We start from the raw sequence: 19,520 nt of genomic DNA on the forward strand, positions 1-19,520 counted from the left end.
CTGGTCGTTGTGAAAATGGCGGTTTTCTGGGGCGTGGGAACCTTTCGCGGCTGGTGGCGCTACGCCTCGATGGCGGACATTCTGCTGCTCGCCCGGGCCAACCTTTTCGCCTCCGTTGCCCTTATTCTCGTCCTTTTCTTTTCCCATCGCCTCGGCAATATCCCCCGCTCGATCCTGGTCCTCGACTGGATAATCTGCTTCTGTATGTTAGCCGGTACCCGCTTTTTAACCCGTGCGTTGCGGGAGAACTATCTCCCGTTTTTGGGGAAGAATGGCAACGGCGGTAGGCGCATCCTGATCGTAGGCGCCGGCAGCGCTGGCCAGATGATCGCCAAGGAGATCCGGCAGAACCCGGCGCTGAACAAGACCATCGTCGGTTACGTCGATGACGATGCCGACAAGCTGCGGCGGACCTTTGCCGGCTTTGAAGTCCTCGGCACTCAGAAAGACCTCCCCGCCATCTGCCGGCAGCACCAGGTTCAGGAAATCATCGTCGCCATCCCCTCGGCGACCGGCAAGCAGATGCGGACAATTGTCGATCACTGCCAGACTCTCGGCGTCGCCTTCAAGACCCTCCCCGGCATCAGCGACCTCATCGACGGCCGGGTTTCGATCCAGCAGGTGCGGGATGTCGACCTGAATGATCTCCTCGGCCGTGAACCGGCGCACCTCGACCTTGAGCTGATCCGCTCCTTTCTGGAAGGGAAGCGGATCTTCATCACCGGTGCCGCCGGCAGCATCGGCAGCGAGATCTGCCGCCAGGTCTGCCGTTTCCGTCCCGCCCGCATCATCCTCTTCGACCACGCCGAGTCACCCCTCTTCTCCATTCACAACGAGCTGGCCCGGGAACATCCGGAGCTGCGCCACACTGCCATTGTCGGTGATGTTCGGGACCGGGCGCGGATCCAGGCCCTCTTTGACGAGTGCCAGCCCCAAGTGGTTTTTCATGCCGCCGCCTACAAGCACGTGCCGCTGATGGAGCACAACCCGGCCGAGGCGGCCAACAACAACGTGCGCGGCTCGCGGGTCATGGCCGATGCCGCTGATGCCTGCCACTGCGAGGCTTTCGTCATGGTCTCCACCGACAAGGCGGTCAATCCGACCAACGTCATGGGGGCGACCAAACGGGCGGCGGAGCTTTACGTCCAGGCCCTGGCCCGGACCAGCCGCACCCGCTTCGTCACCGTCCGCTTCGGCAATGTCCTCGGCAGCGCCGGCAGCGTGGTGCCGATCTTCAAGAAACAGATCGCCGCAGGAGGGCCGGTGACCGTCACCCATCGGGATGTGACGCGCTTTTTCATGACGATACCGGAAGCGACTCAGCTGGTGCTGCAGGCCGGGAGCATGGGACAGGGGGGGGAGATCTTCCTCCTCGATATGGGCGAGCCGGTGAAGATCGTCACCCTTGCCGAGGAACTGATCCGGCTTTCCGGCTTCACTCCCTATGAGGATATCGAGATCCGCTTTAGCGGATTACGCCCCGGGGAGAAGCTCTTCGAGGAACTCCTAATTGCTGGCGAAGGGGTCAAGCCGACCAGTCATGAGAAGATCATGGTCGCCGAATCGACCCCTGTCAATCGCGCCCACCTGGAGCAGCAGCTCGAAGAGCTCTACCAGATCCAGCGCGCTCTCGACCAGGCCGGGGTGGTGGCGAAGCTGCGGGAGATCGTGCCGGAATATTGCCCGGAGAAGGCTGGCGCCCAGCGCCACGCATCCTGAAAGGATGGCGGGATGTCGAAAGCTGGTGGTTGCACAATGAGTACCCGGGGGGAGCTGCTAGCCGGCCGGTTCGGCGAGAGGATATTTTCCCCCTGCGCAGGAGGCAACCATGGGTGACGGGCAGACGACCCTGCAGCAGCTGAAGGAAAAGATGGCGGATTTCGTCCGCGAGCGGGATTGGGAGCAGTTCCACACGCCGAAGAATCTCTCCATGTCGATCGCCATCGAGGCCGCCGAGCTGATGGAGCATTTCCAGTGGCTGACCGTCGAGGCGTCAAAGAACCTTCCTGCGGAGGCGTTGGCCGACATCGGCGAGGAGCTTGCCGACATCGTCATCTATTCCCTCTCCCTGGCCAATACGCTGCAACTCGATCTCGCCGATACCGTCCTCGCCAAAATGGCCAAGAACATCCGCAAGTATCCCTCCGACCAGGTCCGCGGCAAATCCCACAAGTACACCCATTATCAAAAGCAGCTGCCGGAAGATCCGGAAGCCTGAGGTCCCCCGCCACCCGAAGGCGTCCATGAAACCGGCGAAAAAATACAGCCAGGCGGCGCGGCTCCACGACGTCATCCGCATCCTCGAGGCCCGCTACGGGGCGACCATCGACGAACTCGCCGAGGAGTGCCGGGTGACGCGGCGTACCATCTTCCGCGACCTGCAGGCGATCCGCGACGCCGGCTACCCGCTCGTTTCGGAGCGCGAGAGTGACGGCCGCGTCCTCTACCGCTTCATCACCGGCTTCAAGAAGATCCCGCCGATCACCTTCTCCCTGCAGGAGCTGATGACCCTCTACCTCGGCCGCGGACAGCTCGCCTTTCTCGCCGGGACCCCGTTCCAGGACGATCTCGAGGCGATCTTCGCCAAGATCCGCTCCAGCCTGCCGCCGCGCAGCGTCGCCCATCTCGAACGCCTCGCCGCCGCGGCGGCGCCCCGCTTCCAGGGGCTGCGCGACTATTCGGGCAAGCGGCAGATCCTGGAACAGCTGCGCGACGCGCTCCTCTTCCAGCAGCGCTGCCGCCTGCACTACGCTCCCCCGCATCGGGAGGTCGAAGAGTACCTCTTCGACCCCTACACCCTCCTTTTTTTCAGCAACTCCCTCTACCTCGGTGGTTATGCCCACAATCGCCAGGCGCTGCGCCTCTTTCTGGTCGATCGTCTGCAGGGGGTTGAGGTGAGCCGGGAACGCTTCGAGGTCCCCGAGGATTTTGCCATCGCCGACCTGACCGGCAGCGCCTTCGGCCTGATCGACGAGGCGCCACAGCAGATCCGGGTCCGTTTCGCCGAACCGATCGCCCACCTGATCCGCGAACGCACCTGGCACCCCAGCCAGGTGATCGAGGAACACGCCGACGGCAGCCTGACCCTGACCTTTCACGCCGGCGGCGAGAAGGAACTCCTCGCCTGGCTCTACTCCTACCTCCCCCATGTCCAGGTCCTTGAACCTCCGTCGTTGCGAAGCGCTTTCCTGCGCGGACTGCAGCAGGGGCTCAGCTTGCAGGGACCCCCGTGACCCCCGTGACCCCCGTCGCTCATCGCTGAAGCATAGTGACGCATTCTGTCACACCTCCTCGCTAGGGTAGCATCAACAGCACAGCCAAACTCAGCGACAGGAGGTGTCCCATGCTCTATCTGGCAACCGGCAACCTGGAGAACGACCCCCTCTATTTCGACATCCAGGCGATCGAGGAGCGACGCTACCGCGGTCATCCCTTTTTTGCCGTCAGTGGTATCTGTGGCGACGGGCGCATGGAAGGGGAGGTGCTGATCGAAGTCGGCGCCGAGACGACCGTTACCTTTGTCGACGACTATCTCGCTCCCCTGCGATTGCGGGAATTTTTTCAGCGCCATGACCGCGGGCGGGTGACGGCGGCTTTGTGCCAGGCGCTCGCCGACCTGCAGGTCTGCCTGCAGGGAATCCCCGGGGAAACGAAGTCCCGGGTCCTTGGCTGCTCGGCCCAGGGGCGCTGGCTGCCGCAGCGGGCCCGGACCTGGGGCGAACAGCTGGAACTGCCGCTGGTGATCGGGGAGGAACGGGTGACCTGGGGGCGGCAGGCGGCCTAGCGTTGCTGCTTTCCGCCATTGCTTTTCATGGCGTGCTGGGGTAAAAAAGGGGCTGCCCTTTCGTCCCGAGGATACGCCATGCGTCAGCTCGTGCTCGCCTCCACCAGCCCTTACCGCAAGCAACTGCTGCAACAGCTCGGGCTCCCCTTCATCACCGCCTCGCCCCTCTACTTCGAGGAGCTCAACCAGACGGTGGCGCCGGAGCTGCTGGTCAAGCATCTCGCCCTGCACAAGGCCGAGAGTCTGGCGAAACATTTTCCCGAGGCGCTGATCATCGGCGCCGACCAGGTCTTCGTCGATGCCCGGCGCCGCATCGTCGGCAAGCCGGGGAGCCCGGAGAGGGCGGTGGAGCAGCTCAAGGGGATGGCCGGGCGCAGCCACACTTTTTATACCGGGATCGCCCTCTTCGACGCGGCGGCCCAAACGGTGGCCACCGATTTCGATACCTTCACCGTCACCCTGCGCCAGCTGACGGAGACCCAAATCCGCAGCTATGTCGAGCGGGAAAACCCGGTCGACTGCGCCGGTTCCTTCAAGATCGAGGGGCTCGGCATCGCCCTGATGGACCACCTCGACGGGCGCGATTACACCACCCTGATCGGGCTGCCACTGATCAAGCTCACGCAGATGCTCGAACAGTTCGGAGTCCACATCCTGTAAAATCAAAAGCGCGGCGAGCAGCAAAGCGATTCCGGAGCCTGGTCCCGGAACCGTCCTCCTCTGCCGCTCCCCCGTTTCTCTTGCCCGGGTTTTTATGAAACACGCCGATTTTGTTCACTTGCACCTGCACAGCCAGTACAGCCTCCTCGACGGCGCCATCAAGATCGGCGACCTGATCGAGCGGGCCAAGGAATTCCGCATGCCGGCGTTGGCGGTCACCGATCACGGCAACATGTTCGGCGCCATCGAGTTCTACGAGAAGGCGATGGCCGCCGGTATCAAGCCGATCATCGGCTGCGAGATCTATGTCGCCACCGGTTCCCGCTTCGAAAAGGGGAACGCGCGCAGCTCCTCCGACGCCTCCGGTCACCTCGTCCTCCTCTGCCAGAACCTCACCGGCTACCGCAACCTCTGCGCCCTCGTCTCCTCGGCCTACCGCGAGGGGTTCTACTACAAGCCGCGGGTCGACTGGGAGCTGCTCCAGGAGCGCAACGCCGGCCTGATTGCCCTGAGTGCCTGCCTTGGCGGCGAGCTGCCGACCCTGATCGGCAATGGCCGGATGGCGGACGCCAAACGGCGCGCCGGCGAGATCGCCGCCATCTTCGACGACAACCGCTTCTACCTCGAACTGCAGGAGAATTTCCTCCCCGAGCAGGAAACCGTCAACCAGGGGCTGATCGAGATCGGCCGCGAGCTCGGCCTGCCGCTGGTGGCGACCAACGACTGCCACTACCTCGGCCGCGAACAGGCCTTCGCCCACGAGGTGCTCCTCTGTATCCAGACCGGCAAGACCATGGACGACCCCTCGCGGATGCGTTTTTCCAACGAGGAGTTCTACGTCAAGAGTCCGGCGGAGATGGCCGAGCTCTTCAAGCATGTCCCCGAGGCGCTGCGCAGCACGGTGGAGATCGCCGAGCGCTGCAACCTCGAACTCGATTTCAAGACCTACCACTTCCCCCAGTACGAGGTGCCGGCCGGCAAGAGCCTCGACGATATCCTTGAGGAGCAGTCCCGTCACGGGCTCGACGAACGCCTCACCAACATCCGCAAGCTGCGCCCCGACTTTTCCGCCGAAGAGGAGCAGGGGTACCGGGAGCGGCTCGAACGGGAACTCGCCTGCATCAAGCAGATGGGTTTTCCCGGCTACTTCCTGATCGTCGCCGATTTCATCAACTGGGCCAAGGACCACGACATCCCGGTCGGCCCGGGGCGTGGCTCGGCCGCCGGGTCGCTGGTCGCCTACGCCATCCGCATCACCGACATCGACCCGATGCCCTACCATCTCCTCTTCGAGCGTTTCCTCAACCCGGAGCGGGTCTCGATGCCCGATATCGACGTCGACTTCTGCATCTACGGCCGCGAGCGGGTCATCGATTACGTCCGCCAGAAGTACGGCAGCGAAAACGTCGCCCAGATCATCACTTTTGGCACCATGCTCGCCAAGGGGGTGATTCGCGACGTCGGCCGGGCGCTCAACATGCCCTACGGCGAGGTCGACAAGGTCGCCAAGCTGGTCCCCGGCACCCTCGGCATCACCCTCAAGGAAGCCCTCGCCCAGGAGCCGAAGCTGCGCGAGCTGGTGGAGAAGGACCCGAAGATTAAGCAGCTCTGGCCGATCGCTCTGGCCCTTGAGGGGCTGACCCGCCACGCTTCGACCCACGCCGCCGGCGTCGTTGTCACGCCGCGGCCGCTCACCGAATACCTGCCGCTCTACACCGATCCCAAGTCGGGGGCCCAGGTCACCCAGTACGCGATGAAATTCGTCGAGAAGTGCGGGCTGGTCAAGTTCGACTTCCTCGGCCTGAAGACCCTCACCGTCATCGACAACGCGGTCAAGCTGATCCGTGGCGCTAAGGATCCCGCCTTCGACATCACGCTGCTGCGCGACGACGACGAGCTCTCCTACCAGCTCCTCCAGGCCGGCAACACCACCGGCGTCTTCCAGCTCGAATCGAGCGGCATGAAGGAGCTGCTGATCAAGCTCAAGCCCTCCTGCTTCGAGGATATCATCGCCGTCTGCGCCCTCTATCGTCCCGGCCCCCTCGGGAGCGGCATGGTCGACGATTTCATCCAGCGCAAGCACGGCCGCAAGGCGATCACTTACGATCTGCCGCAGCTCGAGCCGATCCTCAAGGACACCTACGGCGTCATCGTCTACCAGGAACAGGTCATGCAGATCTCGCGGACCCTGGCCGGCTACTCCCTCGGCCGTGCCGACCTGCTGCGCCGGGCGATGGGGAAGAAGGACCCGGCGGTCATGGCCAAGGAGAAGGAACCCTTCCTCGCCGGCGCCAAGGCGCAGGGGATCGACGCCAAGAAGGCGGAAGGGGTCTTCGACCTGATGGCCAAGTTCGCCGAGTACGGCTTCAACAAGTCGCACTCGGCCGCCTACGCCCTGATCGCCTACCACACCGCCTATCTCAAGGCCCATTTCCCGGTCGAGTTCATGGCGGCGCTCTTGACCGAGGACATGGAGAACACCGACAAGGTGATCAAGAACATCTCCGAGGTGCGCGCGATGGGGATCGAGGTCCTCCCCCCCGACATCAACGCCTCGGAGCGCTCCTTTACCGTCCACGACAAGTCGATCCGCTTCGGCCTCGGCGCCGTCAAGGGGGTCGGCAGCACCGCCCTCGAGTCGATCGTCGAGGCGCGCCAGGAGCAACCTTACCTCTCGCTGCACGACTTCTGTGAGCGGGTCAACCTGCAGAAGGTCAACAAGAAGGTGGTCGAGGCGCTGGTCAAGTGCGGCGCCCTCGACTCTCTCGGCGGCAAGCGCTCCCAGTACATGGCGGTCCTCGAAGAGGCGATGGAGATCGGCCAGAAGGTCCAGCGCGAGAAGGCGATGGGGCAGGAGTCGCTCTTCGGTACCGAGGAGATCATCTCCGCCGGCGGCAACGGCTACGGCCAGCTGCCGGCGCTGGAAGAGTGGGCCGAGAACATCCTGCTCGGCTTCGAGAAGGAGGCCCTCGGCTTCTACATCACCGGCCACCCCCTCGCCCGCCACGCCGCCTCGATCAAGCGCTTCGCCACCTGCAGCACCGCCGAGCTGGCCGAGCGCACCGACAAGGAGGAGGTCAAGGTCTGCGGCATCGTCGCCGGGCTTAAGGAGCTGGTGACCAAGAAGGGGGACCGGATGGCCTTTGTCACCCTCGAGGATCTGACCGGCTTTGTCGAGATGGTGGTCTTCCCCGAGACCTATCTGGCGGCGATGGAACTGCTCAAGAGCGAGGAGCCGCTGCTGGTCTCCGGCACTCTCGATATCGGCGAGGAGAGCGTCAAGCTGATGGCGAGCGAAGTCCTTGCCCTGCGCGAGGTCAAGGAGCGTCTCACCAGCAAGGTTCACTTCCGCCTCACCACCCCCGGCCTCGACGAGGCCCAGCTGCGGGCGCTGCGCGATATCATGGCGCGCCACCGCGGCAGCTGCGCGGCGCTGATTCACCTGGTGATCCCCAACCGCAGCGAAACCCTGCTCAAACTCCCCGAGAACCTGGCGGTGGCGGCGAGCGATGAAATAATGGATGCTACGGAAAAGCTTTTTGGCTATAATGTCGTCACTTTTGAGTAGCGCAGGCCGCGGCCGCGGGCTAGCGGCCGGCGGCAGGAGGCCGAAGGGGCGACCCTTTGGCCTTTCGCCGTGTGCCGAATAAACAAGGAGTTCCTATGCAGTTTTACCTCGAATTCGAAAAACCCCTCGTCGAGCTGGAGCAGAAGATCCGCGAGCTGCGCGAGTATTCGACCGACAAGGTCGATTTCTCCGGCGAGATCAGGAAACTGGAGAAAAAAGCCGAAAAGCTGCGCGAGGAGATCTTCTCCAACCTCAGCCGCTGGCAGCGCACCCAGCTCGCCCGCCACGTCAACCGCCCCTTCACCCTCGACTACGTCCAGCACATCTTCACCGACTGGTTCGAGGTCCACGGTGACCGCAATTTCCGCGACGACCCGGCCATTGTTGCCGGCTTTGCCCGCTTCGACGGCCAGCCCTGCTGCGTCATCGGCCACCAGAAGGGGCGCGACACCAAGGAGAAGGTTTACCGCAACTTCGGAATGCCCAATCCCGAAGGCTACCGCAAAGCGCTGCGGGTAATGCAGATGGCCGAGCAGTTCAAGCTGCCGATCTTCACCTTCGTCGATACCCCCGGCGCTTTTCCCGGCATCGGCGCCGAGGAGCGCGGCCAGGCTGAGGCGATCGCCCGCAACCTGCGGGAGATGGCGGCGCTGACGGTGCCGGTCATCACCACCATCACCGGCGAGGGGGGCTCCGGCGGAGCGCTCGGCATCGCCGTCGGCAACCGCGTCATGATGATGGAATATTCGGTCTACGCGGTCATCTCGCCGGAAGGGTGCGCGGCCATCCTCTGGAGCGACGGCACCATGGGACCCCAGGCCGCCGAGGCCCTCAAACTCACCGCCACCGACATCCAGGAGCTCGGCTGCGTCATCGACGATGTCATCCCCGAGCCGATCGGCGGGGCCCACAACGACCACGCCCTGGCTGCCGCCAACGTCAAGTCGTTCCTCAAGAAACACTACCTCGAGCTCAAGGAGCTCACCCCCGAGGAGCTGGTCGAACAGCGCTACCAGAAGTTCCGCGCCATGAGCCAGGTGCAGGAGTAAGGGCGAGCAACGGGCAACGGGTAAAGAGCAACGAGCAACGAGCAACGAGTCACGAGTCACGAGTCACGAGTCACGAGTCACGAGTCACGAGTCACGAGTCACGAATCACGAATCACGAATCACGAATACTTAAACCACAGGGATGGACGGGATGACCAGGACGAAATTTGCTCCTCCGACACCGTATCATCCCTGTTTTTATGCCGGGGCGGGTCATGGCTGAAATTGCCGTCGTCGGCCTCGGCCAGTCCTCCCTCGACCTGATCGGCCGCCTCGAAAGCTACCCGGCGGTCGACGAAAAAGCCGAGCTCGACCAGTTCCTGATCCAGGGGGGCGGACCGGTCGCCACCGCCCTCGTCACCCTCGCCCGGCTCGGGGTCGGCACCGCGCTGGTCGGCCGCTGCGGCGACGACGAGCACGGCCGGCGCATGCGGCGGGAGCTGGAGCAGGAGGGGGTCGACTGTCGCTGGCTCGACGCCGAGCGCGGCGCCAGCAGCCAGCTCGCCTTTATCGCCGTCGACGGCGGCGCCCGGCGCACCATCTTCTGGCACCGCGGCAGCGCTCGGCCGCTCCATGCCGCCGAACTCTCGCCGCAGCTGCTGGCCGGGGTGCGGGTGCTCCATCTCGACGGCCTCCAGGCCGAGGCCTCCCTTGCCGCCGCCCATCGCGCCCGGGCCGCCGAGGTGACCACGGTCCTCGATGGCGGCACCTGGCGCGCGGGGACGCGGGAGCTTCTCCCCTATATCGACCACCTCGTCGTCAGCGAGCGCTTTGCCCGCCAGGTCACCGCCGGCGGCCCGGTCGAAGCGGCCCTCGAGCCACTCCTCGAGTACGGCGCCCGCGCCGTCACCGTCACCCGCGGCGCCCGCGGCAGCATCACCCGCACCCAGCGCGGCGGCGAGTTCCATCAGCCGGCCTTTGCCGTCACCGCCGTCGATACCACCGGCTGCGGCGACGTCTTTCACGGCGGTTATATCTACGGTCTGCTGCAGGAGTGGCCGCTGCCGCAGACGGTCCGCTTCGCCGCTGCCTGCGCCGCGCTGAAGTGCCGCGCCCTCGGCGGGCGCACGGCGATCCCGCGGCGGGACGAGGTGGAAGAGCTGTTGCAGGCCCAGCCTGCCATCTGATCGCGGAGGGATAACATGAGACGCTACCTGCCATTGCTTGCCCTGGCGCTGCTGCTCCTTGCCGGCTGCGCCGCCGTTCCCTACCAGTACACTCACAACGTCGAGGCGCCGGATACGGTCAACCTGAGAGCGGGGGAGCCGCAGATCGAGCGCGGCCGGCCGGTCGCCTTCCTCGATGGCATCGGCCACTACTTCTTCTCCCTGCCGAGCAAGCTGATCCTCTGGAACTGGAGCGTTGACAACCACGATATTTCGCCGGAGACCGAAGAAGCGCTCAGCAGCTACCTGGCCGCCAACGACCTCCCCAGCGTCAAGGTGCGTCTCAACCAGTACGCGCCCGGCGGCGAATGGCGGCGGCTGGTGAAGAACCGCTCGGTCAACGGCTTCTGGCGCTACACCATCGGCGCCATCACCACCACCTTCTACACCATCCTGCCGGGACGGGTTTTTGGCGGCGACAACTACAACCCCTTCACCAACACCATCAATATCTACTCCGACCACACCGCCATCGTCGTTCACGAAGGGGGGCACGCCAAAGACTTCGCCCAGCGTGAATACAAGGGGGTCTACGCTGCCGCCCGCATGATCCCGCTCTTCCCCCTCTATCAGGAGGCGATCGCCACCGGCGACGCTATCGGCTACGACCGTGCCGAGGAGCAGCCTGCGGAGGAGAAGAAGGCTTACAAAGTCCTCTATCCGGCCTACGGCACCTATATCATCGGCGAGGGGTTGGGGATCGCCTCCTGGTTCACGCCGATCTCCTACCCGGTGCAGCTCGGCATCCAGCTCGCCGCCGCGATTCCCGGCCACATCGTCGGCCGCATCAAGGCCGCCAACGTCGAGGAGCCACAGCCCCCCCTGGCGCCCGCCGTCGCCGGAGTCCAATGATGCGTCGTTCCCTGCCCGGCCTCTTTTTCGCGCTTTTGCTGCTCCTCCTCGCCGCTTGCGGCGGGCCGACCTACACCACCCGCGTCATCGACACCCCGGAAGGGCGCGAGCTCAAGGGACACCAGAAACCCTACACCGTCAACGGCCAGCGCTACGACCCGCTGCGCAGCCACGAGGGGTTTGTCCAGGAGGGGACGGCGAGCTGGTACGGCGCCGATTTTCACGGCAAGAAGACGAGTAACGGCGAAACCTACAACATGTACGCCATGACCGCCGCCCACAAGACCCTCCCGCTCGGCGTCTTCGTCCGCGTCACCAACACCGCCACCGGCAAGCAGGCGACAGTGCGCGTCAACGATCGCGGCCCCTTCGTCAAGGGACGCATCATCGATCTCTCCTTCGCCGCTGCCAAGGCCCTCGACGTCGTCGGCCCCGGCACGGCGCCGGTGCGGGTCGAGGCCCTCGGCTACCAGGAGAGTGATACCCCGGGCCAGGTCGTCTACCGCCAGCCGGTCAGCTACGACATCGGCCACTTCGCCGTCCAGGTCGGCGCCTTTACCGTCGCCGACAACGCCAATCGCCTCGCCGCCCAGCTGCGCGACCGTTACGGCGCCGCCAGCGTCCAGCAGGGGTACGTCGGCGGCCAGCTCTTCTACCGGGTCCGCGCCGGCAACTACACCTCCCTCGAAGCGGCCGAAACCGCCCGCGCCCAGTACGAACGCGCCGGTTATCCGAGCAGCTTCGTGGTGGCGATGGAGTAGGGGAGGGCGGTCACCTCTTCATGGGCAGATCGATGCAGGCGCTGGGAAAATTAAGGGCGGCAGCGAAGCGCCTCGGCCATGACGGCCTGACCGTCTGGTTCATCGCCCGCGACCCGCGTACGCCGCTCCCCCTGCGCTTCCTCGCCCTTGCCGTCGGCGCCTACGCCCTCAGCCCCATCGACCTGATCCCTGACTTCATCCCCCTGCTCGGCCACCTCGACGACCTGATCCTCCTTCCGCTGCTGATCCTGCTGATCCTCAGGCTGACCCCGGTCGACGTCCTCGAAGCGAGCCGCGCCCGCGCCAGCACAGTGACCGCCCGTTTCAGCAATAAAGTCGCCGCGGTGGTGATCGTGCTGCTCTGGCTTGCCCTGGCGGCCGTTCTCGGCTGGTGGCTGCTGGAGGAGGCCGGCTGGTAATCGTCTCTCTCGCTTCACGGCAAACTATCAAAATGATTGACAGCCGTCAGCGAAGAAGGTATTCAAAAAGGGTCTTTTTCGGTTCACTGGAGGGGTGACATGAAAAAAGCAAGGAAGGAAATTCAACAGCCCGCACCGGCCCAGCGCCGGGCGGGCTGTTTTTGCTTGGAGAAAAAGGCGGCAAACTGCGGATTCCGATGAAAGTTGCCAGCCGTTCCAGCGCAAAGTTGCCACTCGTTCCAAGGCAAAGTTGCCAGTGATCGGAGCGTAGCGACGCTGGAGTTTTTGTCTTACGCCAAGTTGCCGATCGGGTCAAGCTGGGATCGCCGTTTGCGCATCGATTCTCCTTTCAAGGTGAGCCGGTAGGCGTTGTGGATGAGGCGGTCGAGGATGGCGTCGGCGACCGTCGGATCCCCGAGGTAGTCGTGCCAGGCTTCGACCGGAAGCTGGCTGGTGATCAGGGTCGAACGCAGATTGTGGCGGTCCTCGAGGATTTCGAGCAGATCGCGGCAACCGGCGGCGGTCATGGGGGCGAGCCCCCAATCGTCGAGGACGAGCAGTTGAGTCTTGGCGACTCTATCCATCATCTTGGGGTAGCGGCCGTCGGCCCGCGCGAGGGCCAGTTCCTCCAGGAAGCGGGGCAGGCGCAGGTAGAGGGTCTTGCAGCCGAGGCGGCAGGCCTTGTGAGCCAAGGCGCAGGCGAGGTAGCTCTTGCCGACGCCGGTGGGGCCGGTGATGAGAATGTTGTGGCCCTTGGCGAGGTAGCGACCGCCGGCCAGCGCCAGCACGAGGTCGCGGTCGAGTCCCCGGGGTGCCCTCCAGTCGAGGTCCTCGATGCAGGCGCTCTGACGCAGCCGGGCCGTGCGCAGGCGAGTGGTGAGCCGGCGGCTGTCGCGCTCGGTCTGCTCGCGGTCGACCAGCAGGCCGAGGCGCTCCTCGAAGCTCAAGGCATCGGCGGTCTCGCTAAGGCGCTGTTCCTGAAGGGCCTTGAGCATGCCGGTCAGCTTGAGGGCGCGCAGTTTGTCGTCGGTGGGGTGGCTGAGCATGGTGGTCTCCTTGGTCAGTGGTAGTAGCCGGCGCCGCGGATGTTGTCGTGACTCGGCAGCAATGAGAGTTGGGATTCGGTGGACTCGGGGAGCGACTGGCGGTCCAGTCCGGTTTTGAGGATCGAGGCGACGCTCTTGAGGCGACAGGCGTTTGTTGCCAGGGCCCGCTGGCAGGCCGCTTCCAGGCGCTCGGGCGTGTAGGTCTTGGCCAGCCGGATCAGCCCCAGGACGCTGCGGTAGCCCTGCTGGGGATGGGCCCGTGAGGCCAGGATCTTCTCTGCCAAGGCGGCGGTGTGCGGTCCGGTTTTGGCCGCCCAGGAAACCAGGCGCTGCGGCGTCCATTCGGCATACTCCCTGTGGCTTTTGGGCATGTGCTCGCCGAGAGTGGTGTGGCGACCGCGCTCAGAGGAGCGGACATGGGAGGCCACCCGTTGCCCTTTGTGCAGAAATTCGACGGTGGTCGCCGTCAGGCGCACGTCGAGCTGCTGCTTCACCAGCACATACGGGACCGAGTAGTAGTGGTGGTCGACTTCGGCATGGTAATCGATGTTGACCCGCGCATGGCGCCATTCGGCGAACGTATAGGGGGTCGCCGGCAGAGGATTCAGAGCCGGACGTTCCAGGGTGTCGAAGAGCTGCTGGCGGCAGCCGGGAAGCTTCTTGAAGGGGCGCCGGTTGAGGTGCTCCACCAGCTCCCGAATGGCGGCGTTGGCCTCGGCCAGACTGAAGAAGGTACGGTTGCGCAGCCGCGCCAGGATGAAGCGCTCGGCGACCAGAACCGCCGCCTCGACCTTGGCCTTGTCTTTGGGTTTGCGCACCCGCGCCGGAATCACCGCGCAGCCATAGTGAGCGGCCAGCTCCGCATAGGTGGGGTTGATGTCCGGTTCGTAGCGGCAGGGTTTGGAGACGGCGCTTTTCAGGTTGTCCGGAACAACGATCTCGGGCACTCCGCCGTAGAAGGAGAAGGCCCGGACATGCGAGCCGATCCAGTCCGGCAGCCCTTGGGTCCAGGTGGCTTCGGCAAACGTCTGGGAACTCGCCCCCAGGGCCGCGACGAACAGTTGCGCTTCGCGGATCTCGCCGGTGCGGCGGTCGACGATCGGCAGGGTCTGGCCGGTGTAGTCGACAAACAGCTTCTCGCCGGCTTTGTGCACCTGACGCATCGACAGACGCAGTTTGCCGGACCACTCACGGTACAGATCGCAGAAACGGCTGTAGCGATACCCCTCGGGATGGCTGTTCTGGTATTCCTCCCAGAGCAGCCCCAGGGTGACGCCCTTGCGCTTGAGTTCCTGATGGATGGTCGCCCAGTCGGGCATGGGGCGCTGGTCGGCGGGAATGACTGGCGCTGGCGGAAAGAGCAACTGTTCAAGTCGGGTTTCGTCCAGATTCTCTGGCAGCGGCCAAGACAACCCGGCGTGAGCGGCGCGTCTCAGAAATTCGCCCACCGTGGTGTGTGACGTGCCGACGGAGCGGGCGATGGCCCGCTGTGTCAGGCCGGCTTCGTAATGCAGACGCAGAACGTCCTTGATCTTGCGCATGGATAACCTCGTGTGTGCCAATGGGACCACCTCCTGGAAAAAGTCCAGAAGGTTGTACCCCGCGGTTACCCAGCGTCGCGAGAACTTTGATCAGTCTGACAGATTCACCGACCTCTTCCGCTCAAACTGGAAAGTTTGGATCGGAACGGGTGGAAACCTTGCGTCGGAATGACTGGCAAGTTTGGATCGGAATCAGTGGCAAGTTTGCATCGGAATCGGTGGAAAGTTTGGCTCGGAATACGCAGCAAACAAACAACCAGGAACATCTCGCTTGTCATATGGACGGAGTAAACCTGCTAACCCATTCGGGTGTTATATACGGATCCGTATATAACACCGCCATATGCCGGGAATGTAGGCGGTGTAAATCAGTTTGTGTAAATGGCTTGGGTTTTTGTCGTCAGTAAACCGGCAACCTGCCTTCGAACAAGATGGAGAACCGGTTGAGGGCGGCCTTCCAGTCCCGAATCGGCAGGGTCCATTTCTTGGCGATATTATTCAGCGCCAGGTAGAGCAGTTTGAACATGGCTGCATCGTTGGGGAATGAGCCCCGGTTCTTGGTGACCTTGCGCAGCGACATGTTCAGCGATTCGATCGCATTGGTGGTGTAGATCACCTTGCGAATCTCCGCCGGGTAGGCGAAAAAAGGGGTGATTCTCTCCCAGTTCCGCCGCCAGGACTGGCCGATGGAAGGGTGGGTTTTATCCCACTTCGCTTCGAACTCCGTCAGGTTCATTTCGGCCTGCTCGGCCGTCGCGGCCTGGTAAATGGTCTTCAGATCGGCCGCCACTTCCTTGCGCTGTTTCCAGGAGACGTATTTGAGAGAATGACGCACCATGTGAACGAGGCAGAGCTGGACCTGGGTGCGAGGAAAGACCGCTTCGATGGCCTCGGGGAAACCTTTGAGCCCGTCCACGCAGGCGATGAAGATGTCTTCGACACCCCGGTTTTTCAACTCGGTCACCACCTGTAACCAGAACTTGGCGCCCTCGTTCTCGGCCACCCACATACCCAGGACCTCCTTGATGCCGTCCAGGGTGACGCCCAGGGCCAGGTAGACCGCTTTATTGCTGACGTGGCCGTTGTCCCGCACCTTAACCCGGACCGCGTCCATATAGACGATGGGATAGAGGGCGTCGAGCGGTCGGTTCTGCCAGATCTTGACCTCGTCCGCGACGGCATCGGTCACGCTGGAAATGAGGGCGGGAGAGACCTCGACGCCATAAATCTCTTCCAGATGCCCTTGGATCTCCCGGGTCGTCATCCCCCGGGCGTAGAGGGAGATGATCTTGCCGTCGAAGCCGGCGAAGCGGGTCTGGCCCTTGGGAATGATGAGCGGCTCGAAGCTGCTGTCCCGGTCACGCGGAACCTCGATCGGCAGTTTGCCGAATTCGCCCTTGATGGGGCGGTGTAAATCAGTTTGTGTAAATGGCTTGGGTTTTTGTCGTCAGTAAACCGGCAACCTGCCTTCGAACAAGATAGAGAACTGGTTGAGGGCGGCCTTCCAGTCCCGAATCGGCAGGGTCCATTTCTTGGCGATATTGTTTAGCGCCAGGTAGAGCAGTTTGAACATGGCTGCGTCGTTGGGGAATGAGCCCCGGTTCTTGGTGACCTTGCGCAGCGACATGTTTAGCGATTCGATCGCATTGGTGGTGTAGATCACCTTGCGAATCTCCGCCGGGTAGGCGAAAAACGGGGTGATTCTCTCCCAGTTGCGCCGCCAGGACTGGCCGATGGAGGGGTGGGTTTTATCCCACTTCGCTTCGAACTCCGTCAGGTTCATTTCGGCCTGCTCGGCCGTCGCGGCCTGGTAAATGGACTTCAGATCGGCCGCCACTTCCTTGCGCTGTTTCCAGGAGACGTAGCGGAGAGAATGGCGCACCATGTGAACGAGGCAGAGCTGGACCTGGGTGCGAGGAAAGACTGCTTCGATGGCCTCGGGGAAACCTTTGAGCCCGTCCACGCAGGCGATGAAGATGTCTTCGACACCCCGGTTTTTCAACTCGGTCACCACCTGTAGCCAGAACTTGGCGCCCTCGTTCTCGGCCACCCACATGCCCAGGACCTCCTTGATGCCGTCCAGGGTGACGCCCAGGGCCAGGTAGACCGCTTTATTGCTGACGTGGCCGTTGTCTCGCACCTTGACCCGGACCGCGTCCATATAGACGATGGGATAGAGGGCGTCGAGCGGTCGGTTCTGCCAGATCTTGACCTCGTCCGCGACGGCATCGGTCACGCTGGAAATGAGGGCGGGAGAGACCTCGACGCCATAAATCTCTTCCAGATGCCCCTGGATCTCCCGGGTCGTCATCCCCCGGGCGTAGAGGGAGATGATCTTGCCGTCGAAGCCGGCGAAGCGGGTCTGGCCCTTGGGAATGATGAGCGGCTCGAAGCTGCTGTCCCGGTCACGCGGAACCTCGATCGGCAGTTTGCCGAATTCGCCCTTGATGGTTTTGGCCGACTTGCCATTGCGGGCATTGCCGCCTTTCGTGGCCACGGGAGCATGCTTCTCGTGCCCCAGGTGTTGGGTCAATTCCGCTTCCAAAGCTCGTTCCAGAAGGGCCTTGGTGAGCTGTTTAAGCAAGCCGGTTTCGCCGATCAGGTCTTCGGGCTTCTTGTAGTCGGCAAGCAGACGGTCCAGCAGATCTTTTTCGATGGCCATGGGGGCTCCTTAGAGGGTGGGGTCCCGGTGTACCCCTGAATGGCCATTTACACAATCTTTTTTACACCCTCGGAATGTACAAAAATACTGTAATTATAGGGAATTATCAGTAGTGTCCGGTTAGCAAATTGCATTCACCCAAAGTTGCAGATAATTGTAAATATTTTCACAAGTTAGCGTATTTTTTGCTTGACAAATCGTCGTGAAGTCGGCGCGGTGATTTTCGTAAATACCTATTTTATATGAGGATTTACGAAAATGTCATTACTTGTTCGCTGCCACCGTACCCGGCTTAGCAGGCGCTCCATTGTCCGACTTTTTACCCCGTTCAAGGGCGCTCTCGAACATGCCCCGGTTCTTGAGGCCCGAGGCAACAGGCCACTGCAGATGACGTTTGAAGATCAGTTGAAAATCCTGACCTACTATCACCTCGAAGAGCATTCTTCGGGGCGTCATCTGCTTCAGGTTCTGACGCAGGAAGATTTTGCCGCGACTCATATTGCACCGCCCGGCGGTATCCGGAAAAGCGCCTTCTTTGAGGCGATCAATACCCGAGGGCTGGAGCAGATGATTCATGTTTACGAAGACCTGCAGAAACAGGTCTCACAAAAGATTCCTGTCGCCAAAGACATCTCCGATCTCGGCGATCTGATCGCCGTCGATGGTTCGCTGATTGACGCTACGCTGTCCATGCTCTGGGCGGACTATCGAGACGGAGCCAAAAAGGCCAAGGTTCACCTGGGGTTCGATATCGGTCGTGGTGTCCCCCAGAAAGTCACATTAACCGACGGCAAGGGCGACGAGCGTCCTCAGGCGGAACGGCTCGTGGCTCCCGGTCAGACAGGTGTCTATGACCGCTATTACCAGTGTTACAAAAACTTTGACGACTGGCAGGATCAGGGACGCCACTTTGTCTGCCGCATCAAAGCCAGTTCTCGTAAGACGGAGTTGAGCGCCAATCCTGTTGTCCCCGGCAGTCATGTTTTCTATGACGCCAGGGTGTTGCTCGGCACCAAAGATGTCAACCAGACCGAACGAGAAGTGCGTGTGGTCGGCTACAAGGTTGACCAAAAATCCTATTGGGTCGCCACCGACCGCTTCGATCTGACCGCCGAGCAGATTGCCTTGATCTACAAGCTACGCTGGACGATCGAGTCCTTCTTCGCCTGGTGGAAGCGCCACCTCAAGGTGTATCACCTGATTGCCCGCAGTCCCTACGGCCTGCTGGTGCAGATCCTCGCAGGGTTGATTACTTATTTGCTGCTGGCCATCTACTGCCACGAAGAGCATGGCGAACGTGTCAGCATCAACAGGGTGCGTGAGCTTCGCAACAATATTCGCAACGAGGCCGCCGAGGATGCGGCCGCAGGCTTAGGGCCTCCCGATATCATTGACTTGGACTTCGGAGCCTATGCAACTTCTTAACCGGACACTACTGGGGAATTATAAAATTCAATAAATTGGCTTTCCGGGGTTTCAAACGGCATCGGGCCGAAAATCAGGAGATTATACGGATCCGTATATATGCTGTTTGGCAGATTACCGATCATGACTATCTCAAGCATCGCGAAATACCTTGCCGCGTGGTTCGTCATGTTGCTCGTTTCCATCGCAAATGGCGCCGTTCGGGACTTCACCTATGGCAAGCTAATGAGCGAACTTTCTGCTCATCAACTGTCAACTCTCACGAGCGTTCTGCTGCTGGGCGCGATTATCTTCGCCTTTGTCCACTTCTTCCCGCCCTCTTCTGACCTGGAAGCCGTTTGCATTGGTCTGCTTTGGATGTCACTTACCATCGCGTTCGAGTTTCTCTTTTTCCATTTTGTCGGCGGCCACTCCTGGGCGAAATTGCTGGCCAATTACAACATTCTGGAAGGGCGCGTCTGGGTTGTCGTTCTGGCCTGGGTAGCGGTTGCTCCATACGTTTTCTTCCGACTCCGCCGACCGACCTAACACTTATCAGGCCCCCGGCCGTCAAGGGTAAAAAAGTCCGATAACGAAAAAGGTTTTCC

At 62.4% G+C, this 19,520-nt stretch carries 15 protein-coding genes and 2 pseudogenes; 13 read left to right on the forward strand and 4 right to left on the reverse strand.

Annotation, left to right across the window (positions count from 1 at the left end; translation table 11 throughout):
* Positions 1-15 precede the first annotated feature (15 nt).
* The 11 genes from DBW_RS07430 to DBW_RS07480 all read left to right on the forward strand — a co-directional run bounded on the left by DBW_RS07430 (position 16) and on the right by DBW_RS07480 (position 12,259).
* Positions 16-1,719 carry a polysaccharide biosynthesis protein gene (locus tag DBW_RS07430; protein WP_231875401.1) on the forward strand — a complete coding sequence of 568 codons (1,704 nt, stop codon included), beginning with the start codon at positions 16-18 and terminating at the stop codon, positions 1,717-1,719.
* Positions 1,720-1,828: 109 nt separating this feature from the next.
* Positions 1,829-2,218 (forward strand): nucleotide pyrophosphohydrolase, encoded by a 390-nt coding sequence (locus DBW_RS07435; RefSeq protein WP_066726472.1) that lies wholly within the window; start codon positions 1,829-1,831, stop codon positions 2,216-2,218.
* A gap of 25 nt (positions 2,219-2,243) precedes the next feature.
* Positions 2,244-3,233: a helix-turn-helix transcriptional regulator gene (locus DBW_RS07440; protein WP_066726475.1), complete on the forward strand. Its 990-nt coding sequence runs from the start codon at positions 2,244-2,246 to the stop codon at positions 3,231-3,233.
* Between the two features lie 110 nt (positions 3,234-3,343).
* The gene (locus tag DBW_RS07445) at positions 3,344-3,784 is read left to right on the forward strand and encodes a hypothetical protein (protein WP_066726477.1); all 441 of its coding nucleotides are present in this window, start codon (positions 3,344-3,346) and stop codon (positions 3,782-3,784) included.
* Between the two features lie 78 nt (positions 3,785-3,862).
* Positions 3,863-4,444: a Maf family protein gene (locus DBW_RS07450; RefSeq protein ID WP_066726479.1), complete on the forward strand. Its 582-nt coding sequence runs from the start codon at positions 3,863-3,865 to the stop codon at positions 4,442-4,444.
* Positions 4,445-4,538: 94 nt separating this feature from the next.
* Positions 4,539-8,012: a DNA polymerase III subunit alpha gene (gene dnaE, locus DBW_RS07455; RefSeq protein ID WP_066726481.1), complete on the forward strand. Its 3,474-nt coding sequence runs from the start codon at positions 4,539-4,541 to the stop codon at positions 8,010-8,012.
* A 95-nt stretch (positions 8,013-8,107) separates the two neighbouring features.
* Positions 8,108-9,061 carry an acetyl-CoA carboxylase carboxyltransferase subunit alpha gene (locus tag DBW_RS07460; RefSeq protein WP_066726483.1) on the forward strand — a complete coding sequence of 318 codons (954 nt, stop codon included), beginning with the start codon at positions 8,108-8,110 and terminating at the stop codon, positions 9,059-9,061.
* A 215-nt stretch (positions 9,062-9,276) separates the two neighbouring features.
* A complete protein-coding gene (locus tag DBW_RS07465; RefSeq protein ID WP_066726485.1) occupies positions 9,277-10,188 on the forward strand; it encodes a sugar kinase in 912 nt (303 codons plus the stop codon).
* A 15-nt stretch (positions 10,189-10,203) separates the two neighbouring features.
* Positions 10,204-11,079 (forward strand): hypothetical protein, encoded by an 876-nt coding sequence (locus tag DBW_RS07470; RefSeq protein ID WP_066726489.1) that lies wholly within the window; start codon positions 10,204-10,206, stop codon positions 11,077-11,079.
* Positions 11,079-11,840, forward strand: coding sequence for a septal ring lytic transglycosylase RlpA family protein (locus tag DBW_RS19125; protein ID WP_157471952.1), 762 nt, complete (start codon positions 11,079-11,081; stop codon positions 11,838-11,840). Before DBW_RS07470 ends, DBW_RS19125 begins: the two co-directional genes overlap by 1 nt.
* Before the next feature lie 20 nt (positions 11,841-11,860).
* Positions 11,861-12,259 carry a YkvA family protein gene (locus tag DBW_RS07480; RefSeq protein ID WP_231875402.1) on the forward strand — a complete coding sequence of 133 codons (399 nt, stop codon included), beginning with the start codon at positions 11,861-11,863 and terminating at the stop codon, positions 12,257-12,259.
* Positions 12,260-12,549: 290 nt separating this feature from the next.
* Here DBW_RS07480 and istB read toward each other — a convergent pair whose 3' ends face one another.
* From istB to DBW_RS07500, 4 genes and pseudogenes are all read right to left on the reverse strand, one after another.
* Positions 12,550-13,305 carry an IS21-like element helper ATPase IstB gene (gene istB / locus DBW_RS07485; protein WP_066723645.1) on the reverse strand — a complete coding sequence of 252 codons (756 nt, stop codon included), beginning with the start codon at positions 13,303-13,305 and terminating at the stop codon, positions 12,550-12,552.
* Positions 13,306-13,319: 14 nt separating this feature from the next.
* Positions 13,320-14,846 carry an IS21 family transposase gene (istA, locus tag DBW_RS07490; RefSeq protein WP_066723643.1) on the reverse strand — a complete coding sequence of 509 codons (1,527 nt, stop codon included), beginning with the start codon at positions 14,844-14,846 and terminating at the stop codon, positions 13,320-13,322.
* 400 nt (positions 14,847-15,246) lie between these two features.
* Positions 15,247-16,254 (reverse strand): annotated as a pseudogene (locus DBW_RS07495) (IS256 family transposase); the annotation flags it as partial.
* Positions 16,255-16,293: 39 nt separating this feature from the next.
* Positions 16,294-17,508, reverse strand: a complete 1,215-nt coding sequence (locus DBW_RS07500; RefSeq protein ID WP_066722594.1) for an IS256 family transposase — start codon at positions 17,506-17,508, stop codon at positions 16,294-16,296.
* A 258-nt stretch (positions 17,509-17,766) separates the two neighbouring features.
* Between DBW_RS07500 and DBW_RS07505 the strand changes: the two are divergent.
* A pseudogene (locus tag DBW_RS07505) lies at positions 17,767-18,867 on the forward strand (IS4 family transposase); the annotation flags it as partial.
* Between the two features lie 189 nt (positions 18,868-19,056).
* The gene (locus DBW_RS07510) at positions 19,057-19,461 is read left to right on the forward strand and encodes a hypothetical protein (RefSeq protein WP_066729732.1); all 405 of its coding nucleotides are present in this window, start codon (positions 19,057-19,059) and stop codon (positions 19,459-19,461) included.
* Positions 19,462-19,520 lie beyond the last annotated feature (59 nt).

This window comes from Desulfuromonas sp. DDH964, assembly GCF_001611275.1.
Lineage (GTDB): Bacteria > Desulfobacterota > Desulfuromonadia > Desulfuromonadales > DDH964 > DDH964.